The organism is Gilliamella sp. Nev6-6 (genome assembly GCF_001690605.1).
In the GTDB taxonomy this organism is placed as follows: Bacteria; Pseudomonadota; Gammaproteobacteria; order Enterobacterales; family Orbaceae; genus Gilliamella; species Gilliamella apicola_C.
The window spans coordinates 23230-38837 of sequence record NZ_LZHP01000071.1 but is presented as its reverse complement, the minus strand read 5'-3'; the positions used below and the strand labels follow the sequence as shown (position 1 = coordinate 38837).

General features: G+C 35.3%; 13 protein-coding genes. 3 read left to right on the top strand and 10 right to left on the bottom strand.

Translation table 11 applies throughout. The annotated features are described in order from the left end of the window. Nucleotides 1-109: 109 nt before the first annotated feature. Entirely contained in the window at nt 110-2806 is a 2697-nt protein-coding gene (adhE, locus tag A9G42_RS08845; RefSeq protein WP_065566493.1) for a bifunctional acetaldehyde-CoA/alcohol dehydrogenase, read from the bottom strand. A 301-nt stretch (nt 2807-3107) separates the two neighbouring features. Further along, a complete protein-coding gene (gene tcdA, locus A9G42_RS08840) occupies nt 3108-3902 on the bottom strand; it encodes a tRNA cyclic N6-threonylcarbamoyladenosine(37) synthase TcdA (RefSeq protein ID WP_065589022.1) in 795 nt (264 codons plus the stop codon). Between the two features lie 284 nt (nt 3903-4186). On the opposite strand from tcdA, the gene A9G42_RS08835 reads away from it, so the two are divergent. Beyond that, nucleotides 4187-5191: a dihydroxyacetone kinase subunit DhaK gene (locus A9G42_RS08835; RefSeq protein WP_065653226.1), complete on the top strand. Its 1005-nt coding sequence runs from the start codon at nt 4187-4189 to the stop codon at nt 5189-5191. Nucleotides 5192-5193: 2 nt separating this feature from the next. Further along, a complete protein-coding gene (gene dhaL, locus A9G42_RS08830; RefSeq protein ID WP_065653225.1) occupies nt 5194-5823 on the top strand; it encodes a dihydroxyacetone kinase subunit DhaL in 630 nt (209 codons plus the stop codon). Nucleotides 5824-6004: 181 nt separating this feature from the next. On the opposite strand, the gene A9G42_RS08825 is transcribed toward dhaL, so the two are convergent. The 7 genes from A9G42_RS08825 to A9G42_RS08795 form a co-directional block, all read right to left on the bottom strand. Next, the gene (locus tag A9G42_RS08825; RefSeq protein ID WP_065653224.1) at nt 6005-6667 is read right to left on the bottom strand and encodes a class II aldolase/adducin family protein; all 663 of its coding nucleotides are present in this window, start codon (nt 6665-6667) and stop codon (nt 6005-6007) included. Nucleotides 6668-6694: 27 nt separating this feature from the next. Further along, the gene (locus A9G42_RS08820) at nt 6695-8758 is read right to left on the bottom strand and encodes a BglG family transcription antiterminator (RefSeq protein WP_065653223.1); all 2064 of its coding nucleotides are present in this window, start codon (nt 8756-8758) and stop codon (nt 6695-6697) included. Between the two features lie 100 nt (nt 8759-8858). Continuing rightward, on the bottom strand, nt 8859-10232 hold the full coding sequence (locus A9G42_RS08815) for a PTS galactitol transporter subunit IIC (RefSeq protein ID WP_065566500.1): 1374 nt from the start codon (nt 10230-10232) through the stop codon (nt 8859-8861). Nucleotides 10233-10242: 10 nt separating this feature from the next. After that, a complete protein-coding gene (locus A9G42_RS08810) occupies nt 10243-10521 on the bottom strand; it encodes a PTS sugar transporter subunit IIB (protein ID WP_065579786.1) in 279 nt (92 codons plus the stop codon). Between the two features lie 9 nt (nt 10522-10530). Next, on the bottom strand, nt 10531-11007 hold the full coding sequence (locus A9G42_RS08805) for a PTS sugar transporter subunit IIA (protein WP_065566502.1): 477 nt from the start codon (nt 11005-11007) through the stop codon (nt 10531-10533). Between the two features lie 563 nt (nt 11008-11570). Next, the gene (locus A9G42_RS08800) at nt 11571-12926 is read right to left on the bottom strand and encodes a PFL family protein (RefSeq protein ID WP_065653222.1); all 1356 of its coding nucleotides are present in this window, start codon (nt 12924-12926) and stop codon (nt 11571-11573) included. Nucleotides 12927-12963: 37 nt separating this feature from the next. Then, on the bottom strand, nt 12964-13233 hold the full coding sequence (locus A9G42_RS08795) for an ACT domain-containing protein (RefSeq protein WP_065566504.1): 270 nt from the start codon (nt 13231-13233) through the stop codon (nt 12964-12966). 145 nt (nt 13234-13378) lie between these two features. On the opposite strand from A9G42_RS08795, the gene A9G42_RS08790 reads away from it, so the two are divergent. After that, nucleotides 13379-14593, top strand: coding sequence for a pyridoxal phosphate-dependent aminotransferase (locus tag A9G42_RS08790; protein ID WP_065566505.1), 1215 nt, complete (start codon nt 13379-13381; stop codon nt 14591-14593). A gap of 166 nt (nt 14594-14759) precedes the next feature. Here A9G42_RS08790 and A9G42_RS08785 read toward each other — a convergent pair whose 3' ends face one another. Further along, entirely contained in the window at nt 14760-15518 is a 759-nt protein-coding gene (locus A9G42_RS08785) for a M48 family metallopeptidase (protein WP_065587821.1), read from the bottom strand. Nucleotides 15519-15608: the final 90 nt, after the last annotated feature.

The following is a 15608-nucleotide window of genomic DNA, read 5'->3' as shown; positions in this document are numbered from 1 at the left end:
CAAAAAAAACAAATTTTATTTTGTTTGATTAAAAAAAAATCAAAAACATAAAAAAGACCTGAAATATGAGCTATTTCAGGTCTTTTTTTAATCAATAAATTAATTTATATTAATTTTTTGAAGTTAGTTTTTTTTTAGACGTTTGTACACCTTTAGCGGCGGTATTGATAGCAACATCTTCGCTAATATCGCCATTGTCTTGATATGCACGTCCATAATAGGTATCAAGCAAAATTTGTTTTAATTCTGCAATTAAAGGATAACGTGGGTTTGCACCTGTACATTGGTCATCAAAAGCATCAATCGCTAGTTGATCAACTTGTGCTAAGAAAGTGTTTTCATCCACGCCAAATTCTTTAATAGAAAATGGAATATCAAGATCTTTTCTTAGTTGATCTAACCAACCAATTAATTTCTCGACTTTCTTTTCATCTTTGTCAGTAGCTAAGGTTAAACCTAAATGATCAGCGATTTCTGCATAACGGCTAATGGCTTTAGGATAACCATATTGACTAAAAGTACCTTGTTTAGTTGGTTTATCCGTTGCATTAAACCGCACCACATTGCTAATTAACATTGCATTAGCCACACCATGAGGAATATGGAATGCAGCACCAATTTTGTGTGCCATAGAGTGACAAACACCTAAAAATGCTTGAGCAAATGCAACACCAGCTAATGTGGCAGCACTATGCACTTTCTCACGTGCTATTGGATTTTTAGCCCCTTCTCTATAACTTGCAGGTAGGTACGTTTTAAGCATGCTTAGCGCTTGCAACGCTTGCCCATCAGAAAACTCACTAGCCATCACAGATACATAAGCTTCTAAAGCATGAGTAACCGCATCATAACCACCGGCGGCACAAAGTGATCTTGGCATGTTCATAACTAAATTAGCATCAACAATAGCCATATGCGGAGTAATTGCATAATCCGCTAATGGATATTTTTGACCAGTTGCGTCATCAGTAACAACAGCAAATGGCGTTACTTCAGAGCCTGTACCCGATGTTGTTGTGACACAAATTAATTTTGCTTTTTGACCCATATTTGGGAAATGGCAAGCACGTTTACGAATATCCATAAAACGTAATGCTAATTCTTCAAATTTTGTTTCAGGGTGCTCATATAAAACCCACATAATTTTAGCCGCATCCATTGGCGAACCGCCACCTAGCGCAATAATCATATCTGGTTGGAATGATTGCATTGAGTCCGTACCCTTACGAACAACGCTTAAAGTGGGATCAGCTTCAACATCAAAGAAAGTTTCACAAATAACACCTTGTGCTTCTAATTGATCAGTGATTTGTTTTGAGTAACCGTTGTTAAATAAAAATTTATCGGTTACCAAAAATACACGTTTTGCGCCTTGCTCAATCACTTCATTTAAAGCAACTTGAAGCGAGCCACGTTTAAAATAGATAGAACTTGGTAATTTGTGCCATAACATATTTTCTGCTCTCTTAGCGATTGTTTTCTTATTGATTAAATGCTTCGGTCCAACATTTTCAGATACCGAGTTACCGCCCCAAGAGCCACACCCTAATGTTAAAGATGGCGCCAAATCAAAGTTATACAAATCACCAATACCGCCATGAGCTGCTGGTTGGTTAATTAAAATACGGCAAGTTTTCATTTTACTACCAAAATAAGCAATACGTTCACGGTTGCTATCTTGATCAGTATAAAGCACAGAAGTATGCCCCATCCCACCCATTTCAACTAATTTTTCCGCTTTATCAACCGCTTCAGAAAAATCTTTAGCTTTAAACATAGCAAGTGTTGGCGAAAGTTTTTCATGAGCAAATGGTTCAGACAAGTCAACCTTATTCACTTCGCCAACAAGTACTTTCGAACCAGCTGGAACTTTGAAGCCGGCCATTTCAGCAATTTTGGTCGCTGGTTGACCAACAATATTAGCATTTAACGCGCCTTTATCGTTTAAGATAATACCTTGTACTGCTTTAGTTTCTTTAGCGTTTAATACATATGCGCCATATTGGGTTAATAAACTGCGCACTTCATCATATACAGAATCAACCACAACAATTGCTTGTTCTGAAGCACAAATCATACCATTATCGAATGTCTTAGACATAAGAACAGAAGCCACAGCACGTTTTAAATCTGCTGTTTCGTCAATAACAACTGGCGTATTACCCGCTCCAACCCCTAATGCTGGTTTACCTGAACTGTACGCTGCTTTTACCATACCCGGACCACCTGTTGCTAAAATAGCCGAGACATCATCGTGATGCATTAACGCATTTGATAACTCAATGGATGGTTCATCAATCCAACCAATAATGTCTTTTGGTGCACCAGCTTTAATTGCGGCATCTAATACAATTCTAGCTGCTTCAATCGTTGATTTTTTTGCTCGAGGATGAGGGGAAAATACAATTGCGTTACGAGTTTTTAAACTAATTAATGATTTAAAAATCGCAGTTGAAGTAGGGTTAGTGGTTGGAACAATTCCACAAATAATACCAAGTGGTTCTGCTATAGTAATAGTACCAAATGGTTCATTTTCAGCCACTATACCACAAGTTTTATCGTGACGGAATTTGTTTAAAATATACTCTGCAGCAAAAAGGTTCTTTATGACTTTATCTTCAACAATTCCCATTCCTGACTCAGCAACTGCCTGTTGTGCTAGTGGGATACGTGCTGCCGCTGCGGCTGTTGCGGCTGCTACAAAGATTTTGTCGACTTGCTCTTGAGTATAAGTTGAATAAGTCTCCTGTGCTTTTTTCACTCGAGCCATTAACTCATTTAACTCATTCATATTAGTTACTGCCATAGATTTCTCCTTGAAATTAAAAAATAAATCGGGATCGTTTGGCATCTTCCTTGAAACTATTTAATGCTTAAGCATAATAACAAAACGAAATTAGCACTATCCTAAATCAGATTTTTAATTTATACAATAAGATATTAAACAAAAAAGTAGTTTAATAATAGAACAATGATTTTTAAGAAGAGAAAAAAATTGAATAATAAAAATAGCAACAGATAAACAACTATTTCTAATAAAAAATAGTTGTTATTGAAAGTAACTCATAACATAAAAAAGAAGCTGTTTGCTTAGTTCAAAATATAAATCATAAATGACATAATCTATTTAATACATAACTCACAGCAACAAAACCAAAAGTTGCTGTGACTGTGGTAATTGCCCCAAATCCTGATTCGCAGTCCATTTTTTTAGGGCCGTCTGCGTCACTTTTGGTAAAACATATTTGCCCATTTTTAGCTGGATAAGTTAGTTGTTCGGTAGAATAAACACATGGAATGGCAAATTTACCTTTACTGTCCTTATTAAGTTTATAATGATTTTTCAATTTTTCGCGTAATTTAGCGGCTAACGGGTCTTGAATTGTTTTTGCTAAATCAGCAATTTTAATTTGAGTAGGATCTTTTTGCCCACCAGCTCCACCGATGGTAATCACCTTTAATTTCTGTCGCTTACAATATGCAAGTACAGCCGCTTTATCATTTACACTATCGATAGCATCAATAATATAGTGATAACGCGGTGATTGTTTTGTGCCCAAATATTCACTGACATTATCTCCATTAATGAAATCATCAATTTCATTCACAACACATTCAGGATTGATTTGTAAAATTCGCTCAGCCATAACCGATGTCTTTGCTTTACCGATATTGGATTTTAATGCATGAATTTGGCGGTTAGTATTTGTAACGCAAACATCATCCATATCAATTAAGGTGATTTGACCAATGCCACTACGCGCTAGCGATTCAGCAACCCAAGAACCCACGCCGCCAATACCAATCACACAAATATGCGCTTGCGAAAAGCATTGTAAAGCTGATTGTCCATAAAGCCGTGCAATGCCACTAAAACGTTGAAGATAAGATTCTGTATTCATAGATAATTCTTGATGATGGTTATACTCAAATATCAGCTTTTTTGAAAACTTTACAAATTATAACTGCAATATTCTTTTATAAACAAGTTATTAATATGTATTGGTGCTATTATGTTCTTTCAAGAATAAACAACTAAATTTCTAGCTCTCATAAAGATCAACTAAATCATCCCGATGATGCGCAATAAGTAGGATATTATTTGTCATTAATTGTATTCGTTTGAGTTATTAATTTTTCCTACAATAAATAATGTTAACAATAATTAATAGAGAGGAAATAAAGAATGCGCAACCCCAAAAAACTGCTTAATGATCCCAATAATGTAAGGCAAGAAGTCATGCAAGGGTTGATCTATGCTTATCAGGGAAAGCTAACAGCAATTTCAGAGCATTGTGCTGTTTATGGTAACCATATTGCCAATGATCAAGTTGTCATTGTATCAGGCGGTGGTACAGGTCACGAGCCGACTTTTGCTGGTTTTATCGGTAAAGGAGGTATTGATGGCTGTGCACTTGGAGAAGTTTTTACATCGCCATCGCCCGATCAAATTATTGAAGTGACCAAAGCTATAGAAAAAGGGAAAGGCGTCCTTTTTTTATATGGCAACTATTCTGGTGATGGCATGAACTTTGATATTTCAGCTGAAATATTAGCAGAAGAAAATATTACAATCAAAACGATTCAAGCAACTGATGACATTGCCTCTGCGCCATTATCTAAGCTTTCTGATCGTCGAGGTGTTGCTGGCCTGATGTTTTTATACAAAATTGCTGGTGCAGCTGCGCAATTTGAAAAATATGATCTTAATAATCTTTATCAAGTAGTATCAAAAGCAAATGGCAATGTCCGTACTATAGGTGTTGCCCTAGATGGATGTGCACTACCCCAATCAAGTCATTTCAATTTTCAATTAGAGGATAACGAGATTGAAATAGGTATTGGTATTCATGGAGAAGCAGGGTTGCGCCGACAAGTGATTACCTCATCTGATCAAGTTGTCAAAGAAATGATAGACAATTTATGTGATGATTTACCTTTTAAAAAAGGCGATCGAGTGTGCGTATTGATTAATAATTTAGGCGCGCTTAGTAACGCCGAGTTGTACATCATAACACGCAAAGTTGGCATTGAACTTGGTATACGAGGCATAATTAGCCACGATGTTGTTGTCGGTCATTTTTGCACATCGCTTGAAATGTCTGGTTTTTCAATTAGCTTATTGAAATTAGATGAAGAATTACGACACCTTTATGATTTACCTTGCCAAACACTAGGATGGAGAAAATAAAAATGAATTTACTACAAGTCCGTAAAATGATGCTATTTACTGCTGAAAAGATGGTCGAAAGCGAGCCAACTTTAACCGCATTAGATCAAGTAGTCGGTGATGGTGATCATGGTATCGGTATCAAACGAGGATTTGAAGCGATCATTGTGTTACTACAAGACGAGAAATTTCAACCAGCTAATATAGGTGATTTTTTTACACAAATTGGCACAAAGTTAATGATTAGTATGGGCGGAGCTTCTGGTGCTATCTTTGGTACTTTATTTAGAGCAGGTGGAAAAAGTATTGCAGGGATAACTGAGTTTAATTCAGATGCGCTATCAAAATTTCTTAATGAAGGTTGGCAGGCTGTCTATCAACGCGGTAAAGCGAAACCTGGTGATAAAACTATGGTTGATGCTTTAGCCGCTAGCGCAATAACCGCAAGTCAATTAAGTTCTTTAAAATTAATTGATGTATTACCTAAAATAGCACAATCGGCTATGGAAGGTGCAGAGAAAACCCAAAAAATGATTGCGGTATTTGGGCGAGCTAAGAATTTAGGTGAGCGAGTAATTGGCCATATAGATCCTGGCTCGGTTTCAATGGCGTATATTTTAAAATATATGAATGAATATATTCAAACTCAATAAAACAATAAATCCGCCGACACATCGGCGGACAAATCATTAAAAGCATTGATATAATAACAAGCCAATTACAATTGAGAAATATTTAATGAATTACGTAATAGCCAGTTATTATTTAAAATAAATATTTAAAATAAAATTTTTGTTGGTTCATTATCATTTTATTCATTTACTAAACTAAAAATTATTTTCTAAACTTAATTTGTGAGGGATATGCCCAACGTTGTAACTCCTCAGCAGGAAAACCGCTAACATCTTTACCACTATTAATTAATAATGCGTGATAGTAAATTTCAGCCATTTCTTCGATATAAGCCGCTTTTAATACCGCTTCATAAGGATCTTTATCGACAGCAATAGCACCATGCTTTTCCATTAAAATTGCATCAGCTCGTTTTATTGGTTCTATAACACTATTTGAAAGGTCTAGAGTCCCTGGTCGCCCATAAGGTGCAACAGGAATAATTCCATCTTTTAAATTCAAAATAGCACATTCATAAACGACTGCAGGAATCGGTCTGGCTAACACGGCAAATGAAGTTGCAAAAATAGAATGAGTATGTGAAATAGCAAAAACATCAGGGCGAACTTTATAAATCTCAAGATGCATTAAACATTCACTGGTTGGTCTTAATCCTGAATCGGCTTCAATAACATTTGCATCCAGATCCATTACAACAATATCCCGTATTGTTAATAATTTTTTATCAATTGTTGTAGGAGTGACAAGAACATATCCTGTCTCTTTATCTCGTACGCTAGAATTACCCGCTTTATGTTTGCATAGTCCCCACTCACTTGATTTTTTAGCCATATCGACAACATATTGTTTTTGTATCTCTAACATTTTATAGCTCCTATTTTGACAAGTTATTTATTGATAATTGGCAAACAATTCCCAGATTTCATTGCTATTTTTGGCATTTCGTATGCGAGTTGCGCCTTCGTGAAACTCTAATAATTCATTCAATTGAGCAAGTGCTTTAAGATGTTTTTGTGGATTATTTGTTGCTAAAACAACAATTAAATCAGCCTGCATATAACCGCAAATATTGATTCTTTCCGATAGCTTAAGTAATGACATAGCGACTTTATTCACACCATCATCAATACCCGCATGAGCAATAATTAGCCCATCTACCAGCATAATGTAAGGTTGTTCAAATTGGATTTTGTTAACCATTCTTTCAAGGTAGCAACTTTCTATGGATTGGTCGTTTAACAGCGGTTGTGCAGCTAAAGCCAATGCACTTTCCCATGTTATATCCCTCTTTTGTGTAATATTGATATGCTCTTTTTCCATTAAATCAGCAAGTGAAGGAGGCTCTTGGTGCGTTATTCGCACAGGGTTATCATGCACTTCATCGTTATAAAGATAAGTGGTTAATTCTTTTTGTAATGCTTTTTGATCTTTGATAAAGCTGTATTTTTCGATAATTAACATAAGCTCTTCAACCTGAATTATGCTAGGATCAATACCTTGTAAAGCCCGAATAACTTGATTACGAAAAGCATTTTTATGGAAATTATTGAGTGAAGGATTAACAATAAATAACAATTTATCAGTAAGTAAATGTGAAGTTGAAAAAATAATATCGTAATAGTGGTTATATTTCTCAAACTCACGTTTAGACATAGCATCAGAAAAATGCAATTCAGGAAGTAGTATTTGTAACGTCAAATAAAGATAAGTTGAAACCGTTGCACTATTTTCACAAACAAAAATCGCTACTTTTTTAGTTTTAATTTGATTAATTAAACCTTCGCGAGTTAACCAACCACCAAATAATACGGTAATAAAAGCGACCTCTTCATCGGGTATATTACAATGTAAAATTTTTTCGAAAGGGAAAATGACTTTTCTTACCATTTCATGTAAATGACCAAACTCTTGCAATACGATGTCATACACACTATTAATATTGGTAATGTGATACCGAATACGGTAATAAGCAGGTTTCCAATGCTGATAGATACGCTCAATGAGCTCACTTTTATCTTGAAAGGTAATGCAACTAATTTGTTCGAAACTATCAACAACTTCAACAACACTTTCTAATAACACCGCATCTAAATGAAAATATTTATCAGATAGCGTTTGTATATTAGAACTTTGAACTAACACCATTAAAAAAATTTGTTCATTAAGATCACAAATACCGAATCGTTCAATGAGTTTTTTCAATAATTGAAAATCACGACTATTGGCTACTTCAGTATAATTGTCTGGCAAAAGCTCAATTTTTTTATCTGTTTCTATGCGTTGTAACATAAAACAAATAAAGTAAGTCAGCTCTTGCAATTGCTCATCAGTAAAAACAATTTTTAATTTTTTCTCTATTTCGCTAAAAACCAGCCCTACTTGTTCTAAGCGACCTTGGGTAATAGCCTCGTTTTCTCTAAAAATTTTATCGGCTATGGGCATATTAATAATTCTACGAATTAATTTTAGCAATAAATAACGTTTGTCAATTTCACTGCCGACAATACGATAACCATTCTCACGGTCATAATTGATTTGTAAATGATACTGAACAATTACGGCTTGTACTTTTTTAATATCATTGATCACCGTATTTTGGCTAACAGTAAGAGACGAGGACAGATGCATTAATGAAAGCCTCTCTGTCCTAATTAATAAAAAAAATAGCAGTAAATGAATTCGCTCATCTTCAGAATAAATATAACGCCCAATATCAAGAGAGATTGGCTCATTTCTAAATGTTTCGATAACTAATTTTGGAACACTAAATTTACCAGTTTTAAACCGTTTAATTAGTTCAAGATGAGATGACTCAAGGAAATCATTAATTTTTTTAATAGTATAACTAAGCTGTTTACGAGTTAGCCCAAATTTAGATTGAAGTTCAACGCCACTAATATTGGGATTATGAACTAATGTTTTTAAAATGGCATGAATTCGCTTATCGATAACCATATCATAACTACCTTATTGTTCATTGTCTGATGGTAACTAACATTACCATCAGGTGTACTTTAAAATATGTTCAACGAATACGTTAGCGTCCATTTATTCATTATTTCGCTATGTCTTGTATAGCTTCTTTGCGCAATTCTCGTGCATAAAAGAAATAACCTATACACCAATAAATAGCTAAAATTAATGGAACAAAATAGCCTTGCAAACATTGCCAAATAAATGAAAATGTATAAGTAAAGATAGGAGCATCAATAGAACTATTTGAAATTAACTGATTAGCAGGAATATCAATCGCTTTAGTTGTTAATCCTAAATCAGTAATGATTGGTGCAAATTGAGTTCCAACAAATAAGAAGAAAGGAACTCCAATAATGGCTAAAATCACCATTCTTAATGTGTTACCTTTAGTTAAGATATAAGCAGGAACAATAAGTGCCACATTGATAATACCCGCAAAAGGAAGAATTTTATTACCAGGTAAAATAACGGCCCAAATTAAGGTAAAAGGAATCGCAACTATTACGGTAAACCAAATTTCGCTTGAACCACCCATAAACGGCCAATCCAAACCAACAAATAATTTACGTCCAGCAAAACGTTTATTCATATAATCACTAATTGCTTCAGAAATTGGTGATAGTGCTTGCATAAATAACTTAGAAATCATTGGGAATAACATAAGCGCAGTTGCAGCTTGCACACCAAGCATTAAGATAGCTGCAACATCATAACCAGCAATAATCCCAAAAGTTGCTCCTAATAAAAAACCAATTACATGATTTTCAGCAAAAACGCCAATTTTTGAACGTAATGCTGCTGCATCCATCGGTTTATTTAACATCGGTATTTTGCGCAGAAGCAAATCAAATGGATAATAAATTGCACTGAAAAATAGCATCCTATGAGTACAAGTTACACCTGGAATACCCGTTAGTTTTTCTATTCGATGTTGATTAATATCACCAGAATTAAGCTCTAATATGATCTGAAAAGTAGCTGTAATAAAAGCAAAGACCAAAGCCATAATCGATCCTAAGATTGGCGTGGCGACAGCGGTGACAATAAAAGCGGTAAAAATTTTCCCCCACACATTCCATAAGTCAGCATTAAAGGTATCGGTTTTTTTTAGTACTAACATTAAAATATTAATACCCACTTGCAAAGGGAACATAAGAAAAGCATACGGCCAAGCCCAAGATACGTTTGCCATGGTAGTCCAGCCGCCATCAATAATGCTTAGTTCAATCCCTGTTCGTTCCATCATGGTTTGTGCAGCTGAACCAATAGCACTAACCATAAAGCCAATCAACATACTCATGCCAACAAATGCAACACCCAACGTAATTGCTGCTGAAGCGGCATCGCTAAATTTCATGCGCACAATTAAACCCGCAATTAACATAATGAACGGCACAAAAACTGGCGCACCTAAATTTAAAATATAATTTACAATTGTTCCGAGAAAATCCATATTTGTGCTCCTATTTACAGGCATCGATAATTTTTTGTAATTCCGCTTCCATATTTATTCCTGTTAGAAAGGCAATACCATTGATGACGGGAATAGGATACTGTTTTTCAATTTTAGTTATTGCAATGTAAGCTGCACTATTTTTGATGTGAGTATCTACAGATTTAAGATCAACAACTTCTACTTTTATCTCATCAAGCTTTCGCTCTTTTAGTAAACGAGTGACCTTACTTGCGACAGTTTGTGATGTAGCAACTCCACTGCCACATGCAACAATAACTTTTTTCATAATGCCTCCTTATAAATTTATATTCGATGTCAATAATGTAAAAACTTCATGCGTTGTTTTTGCGTGATAAAGTGCTTTCAAAAAAACGGGATTTACAAAGCAAGACATCAATGTTTGCAATAAATCAATATGCCCATTTTTTTGATTAAAGCCGAGTAAAAAAACAAAATTAGCTTTTAATAAGTTGTCATTGTTTGCCATTTCATACCATGGAATTGTTCCTTTAGCTCGAATAAAGAAGATAAATGGCCTAATAACATGTTCAACATCGGTATGTGGCATTGCTACCACATAAGGTTCTGTTGGTAATGCGGTAGGGAATAAAGACTCTCGTTGTTTAATTGCGTCTAAAAAGGAATGATTTACATAACCACCACTTTTTAAAATAGGAAAAGTAAAATCAAAAAATTGATTAGTATCTTGAAAGTTTTTATCTAAAAGAATCAAATCTTCAAAAAACATGTGATTGTTAGATTCATTTCCCATTTCATCCTCCCTCATTATGTGATTAGCAAACATCTAAAATATTGCGTATTTGCTATTGCTCGAATTAAAGCAGCATTAATTTAATATCATCAATTGTAGGGAATTAAGATAAAAGAGACGAATGGATTTGATGCCAAATAATATCCATGAAATTGCGCATCATAGGGAGAGTTCAATAGTCACGATTTGTTAAAAAATAGCTCGCCGCAAACGGTAAAAAAATTTTTAGATAATGGATTTATTGCAAGGCTAATTAAAGCCTTTGGGTATTAATGATAATCGCTATATCTTAACTGTTAATAGGCGTGGAGCATCAGGTGGCGAATAAAAGCTTAACCTTACGGTAAAGCGTAAAGAGCGTATTGCTAAACGAAGCGCTGAAATGCGCTACCATACATTCAAATTGATAGGTTGAAGGAAAAAGGAATGAATCTAGAAATAATGAAGAGGTTATTGAAGAAACGCGTTTTGCCATTGCTAAGTAAGTTTGGCATTAAAAGTTTAATACTCTGCCAGCTTTAGTGCAGGCAGAGTAAGGGTATCAATTATTTAAAATTAATCTATTAGTTTTTAAATGAATGAATTGGAGCAGGTATTCTTCCACCACGGCGAATAAAATCACATGAGCTAAAGTTATTTACTGACATGATGGGCGCATGACCTAGTAAGCCACCAAATTCAATGTTATCGCCTACTTTTAAACCGACAGCAGGAATAATTCGAACTGCTGTTGTTTTATGATTAATCACCCCTATTGCTGCTTCATCAGCAATGATTGCCGAAATAGTTTCAGCTGGCGTATCGCCTGGAATAGCAATCATATCTAGTCCAACAGAACAAACACAAGTCATTGCTTCTAGTTTTTCAAGATTCAGAGCGCCATTATTTACCGCATCAATCATACCCGCATCTTCTGAAACAGGAATAAAGGCTCCGCTTAAACCACCCACATGACCACATGCCATGACGCCGCCTTTTTTTACTGCATCATTGAGCATAGCTAATGCTGCGGTTGTACCATGAGTGCCAACTGCTTCTAGCCCCATTTCTTCTAAAATATGGGCAACTGAATCACCAATTGCAGGGGTTGGAGCTAACGATAAATCGACGATGCCAAATTTAACGCCTAAGCGCTCAGAAGCCTCTTTACCAACGAGTTGCCCCATACGAGTAATTTTAAATGCTGTTTTTTTTATGGTTTCAGCAACAACGTCAAAAGGTTGCCCTTTGACTTTTTCAAGCGCACGCTTAACAACACCTGGGCCACTCACACCCACATTGATGACGCAATCAGCTTCACCTACGCCATGAAAAGCGCCTGCCATAAATGGATTATCTTCAACGGCATTGGCAAATACAACTAACTTCGCACATGCCATACTGCTGTTATCGGCAGTTAATTGTGCTGCTTGTTTAATAATATGCCCCATTTGCTTAACTGCATCCATATTGATTCCTGTTTGTGTAGAACCAACATTCACTGATGCGCAAACGCGTTCTGTTTGTGCAAGTGCTTGTGGAATTGAATTAATTAAAATTTCATCACCTTTGTGATAACCTTTTTGTACCAGAGCCGAAAATCCGCCAATAAAGTTAACACCAACAGCTTTAGCGGCTTCATCAAGTGTTTTGGCAAATGCAACATAATCTTTATCATCGCTTGCACTAGCAATTAACGATATGGGTGTGACAGAAATACGCTTATTGATAATGGGAATGCCAAACTCCGAGGTAATCTCCTCACCGACTTTTACCAAATGTTTAGCTAACAGCGTAATTTTGTTATAAATTTTTTGACGTGCTTTCTCGCCATCGCTATCAATACAATCAAGGAGAGAAATACCCATGGTTATTGTGCGAATATCAAGCTTTTCTTCCTCAATCATTTTAATGGTTTCGAGGATCTGTTTTGTTTCCATTAGTACTATCCTTTTATACAAAAATAGAGAATTGATATTACAAACGATGCATAGCATCAAAAATTTCTTCTCGTTGAATGTTGACTTTAACTTTTAGTTTTTCACCGGTTTGCGTCAATGTCGTTTTTACCTCATCAAAGGCCACATTGATTTTAGATAAGTCAAGCAACATAATCATCGTAAAATACTCATCCATAATTGTTTGGCTGACATCTAAAATATTAATATCTAATTCATATAATTTCTGACTAATACCGGCAATAATGCCGGTTTGATCTTTACCAATGACGGTTAAAATGGTTTTCATAACTCTCTCCGCACAAAATTCAGACAGTTAAATAATATTTATTGAGCTAGTTATAATAGCATCTTCAAAAATTATCTAAATAGGAGTAGATTGTTTTTTTCATTACATTAAAAAACGATCACAATAAAAAAGAAAGGGCGATATTATGGTAAATTTCCAAAAATCAAACAAATTGGATCACGTTTGTTACGATATTCGTGGACCAATTCTTGAGCATGCTAAAAGGCTAGAAGAAGAAGGTCAAACAATCCTTAAACTTAATATTGGAAATCCCGCCCCTTTTGGCTTTGCAGCTCCTGATGAATTGTTAGTTGATGTCATTAGAAATTTACCTTCTTCACAAGGATATTGTGACTCAAAAGGTCTTTACTCTGCTCGCAAAGCAATTATGCAACATTATCAAGCCAGAGGTATTAACAGTTTAGATGTTGAAGATATTTACATTGGCAACGGCGTATCGGAATTAATCGTCCAGTCTATGCAAGCATTGCTTAATAGTGGTGATGAAATTCTGGTACCTATGCCTGACTATCCACTATGGACTGCGGCAGTGAGTTTATCGGGCGGAAATGCGGTTCATTACTTGTGCGATGAAGAAGCAAATTGGTCACCAGATTTAGATGATATCAAACAAAAAATTACACCTAGAACAAAAGGCATTGTAATTATCAATCCCAATAACCCAACTGGTGCTGTTTATAGTAAAGAAATATTGCTTGAGGTTGCTGAAATCGCCCGTCAAAATAATCTGATTATTTTCGCTGATGAAATTTACGACAAAATTTTATATGATGATGCCGTACATCATTCAATTGCTGCATTGGCGCCTGATTTATTTGTTATTACGATGAGCGGTTTATCAAAAACATATCGAGTTGCGGGATTTAGACAAGGATGGATGGCACTTTGTGGTCCTAAGCATCACGTAAAAGGCTATATTGAAGGTCTAAATATGCTTGCTTCCATGCGCTTATGCGCCAATGTACCATTACAACATGCGATTCAAGGGGCTCTTGGTGGGTATCAAAGTATCAATGAATTTATTGTGCCAGGTGGTCGCTTATATGAGCAATGTATGTTGGCGTGGCGCCTACTGAACGATATTCCGGGGGTTTCATGTACTAAGCCACAAGGTGCTTTGTATTTATTTCCCAAATTAGATCAGAAAAAATTTAACATCCATAATGATCAAAAATTGGTATTAGACTTTTTGTTACAGGAAAAAGTGTTACTTGTACAAGGAACCGGTTTTAATTGGCATAAGCCAGATCACGTTAGAATTGTTGCTTTACCATATTTAGGCGACCTTGAAGATGCAATTGGACGATTTGCTAAATTCTTATCTTCTTATAAACAATAAAAAAGTCATTGTTAAACGATTATTGTTAAAAGGCTATTGTTAAACCTTTGCTTGTTGGTTGATGGATTTTACAATAAATTCATCACCAAATCATTGCTATCAAAAACAATCAATTAGATATAAAAAAAGCGCCATGGATGACGCTTTCATAATGCAATCACAGAACTTATTTTTTTAACTCTGCAAGTTTTTTACGAATATTATCTGCACGCGCTGTTGAAGACGGATGGCTACTTAAAATTGAAGCATCACCACCACCTAACTTATCAAATGCAGTTGCAAGACCAGCTGGATTGATTTTCTTCTTAACTAAATAATCGAAAGAATAGTTATCCGCATCTTGTTCTTGTTTTTGTGAGAACTGAGCATTAATCACTGCTGATGCTAAAGCACCTAAGCTAGAATTAGATAATGAAGCTAATTTTGCATTACCTGATGCAGCTGCTGCATCACGAGCGATTTCTGTTGCATAAGCCACTTGCATAGCTTTTTTGCTATGACCTAAAGCAACGTGACCTAATTCGTGACCTAAAACACCTTGAATTTCATTGTCAGTCATCATGTCCATTAAACCACTATATACACGAACACAGCCATTAGCCATTGCCCAAGCATTAACATCTTTTGTGATGTATACTTTATAGTTGATTGGAGTGCCATCTAAGTTATTACCTAGCGCTTTAGCGATTTTATTTAATCGTTTAGTATAAACACTATTTTTAGGAGCAATTCTTGATTGTGCATCCATTTGAGCACATGATTGTTGACTTAATGCTTTCACATCATTATCGCTTAAGGTTGCAGCTTTTAAACTTTTCATGCCAAGACTAGTTAAGTCATCTGCGCTCATATTTTTACAACCAACTAGTGACATTGCAGCAACTAAAGGAAGTGCAACTAGCAATGTTTTTTGATGTTTTTTCATGTTATTTTCCTTATATTAATATAACTTTTAATCGGCTAACTTCTGTTAGGCGCCTAAAATTTTAACGCAACTATTATAATAATCAACAAA

Bases quoted from the DNA above. Each gene is read 5' to 3' on its own strand.
- A9G42_RS08790 (WP_065566505.1), top strand. From the start codon at position 13,379: ATGGTAAATTTCCAAAAATCAAACAAATTGGATCACGTTTGTTACGAT.
- A9G42_RS08805 (WP_065566502.1), bottom strand. From the start codon at position 11,007: ATGGGAAATGAATCTAACAATCACATGTTTTTTGAAGATTTGATTCTT.
- A9G42_RS08835 (WP_065653226.1), top strand. From the start codon at position 4,187: ATGCGCAACCCCAAAAAACTGCTTAATGATCCCAATAATGTAAGGCAA.
- tcdA (WP_065589022.1), bottom strand. From the start codon at position 3,902: ATGAATACAGAATCTTATCTTCAACGTTTTAGTGGCATTGCACGGCTT.
- A9G42_RS08810 (WP_065579786.1), bottom strand. From the start codon at position 10,521: ATGAAAAAAGTTATTGTTGCATGTGGCAGTGGAGTTGCTACATCACAA.
- dhaL (WP_065653225.1), top strand. From the start codon at position 5,194: ATGAATTTACTACAAGTCCGTAAAATGATGCTATTTACTGCTGAAAAG.
- A9G42_RS08815 (WP_065566500.1), bottom strand. From the start codon at position 10,232: ATGGATTTTCTCGGAACAATTGTAAATTATATTTTAAATTTAGGTGCG.
- A9G42_RS08825 (WP_065653224.1), bottom strand. From the start codon at position 6,667: ATGTTAGAGATACAAAAACAATATGTTGTCGATATGGCTAAAAAATCA.
- adhE (WP_065566493.1), bottom strand. From the start codon at position 2,806: ATGGCAGTAACTAATATGAATGAGTTAAATGAGTTAATGGCTCGAGTG.
- A9G42_RS08795 (WP_065566504.1), bottom strand. From the start codon at position 13,233: ATGAAAACCATTTTAACCGTCATTGGTAAAGATCAAACCGGCATTATT.
- A9G42_RS08800 (WP_065653222.1), bottom strand. From the start codon at position 12,926: ATGGAAACAAAACAGATCCTCGAAACCATTAAAATGATTGAGGAAGAA.
- A9G42_RS08785 (WP_065587821.1), bottom strand. From the start codon at position 15,518: ATGAAAAAACATCAAAAAACATTGCTAGTTGCACTTCCTTTAGTTGCT.
- A9G42_RS08820 (WP_065653223.1), bottom strand. From the start codon at position 8,758: ATGGTTATCGATAAGCGAATTCATGCCATTTTAAAAACATTAGTTCAT.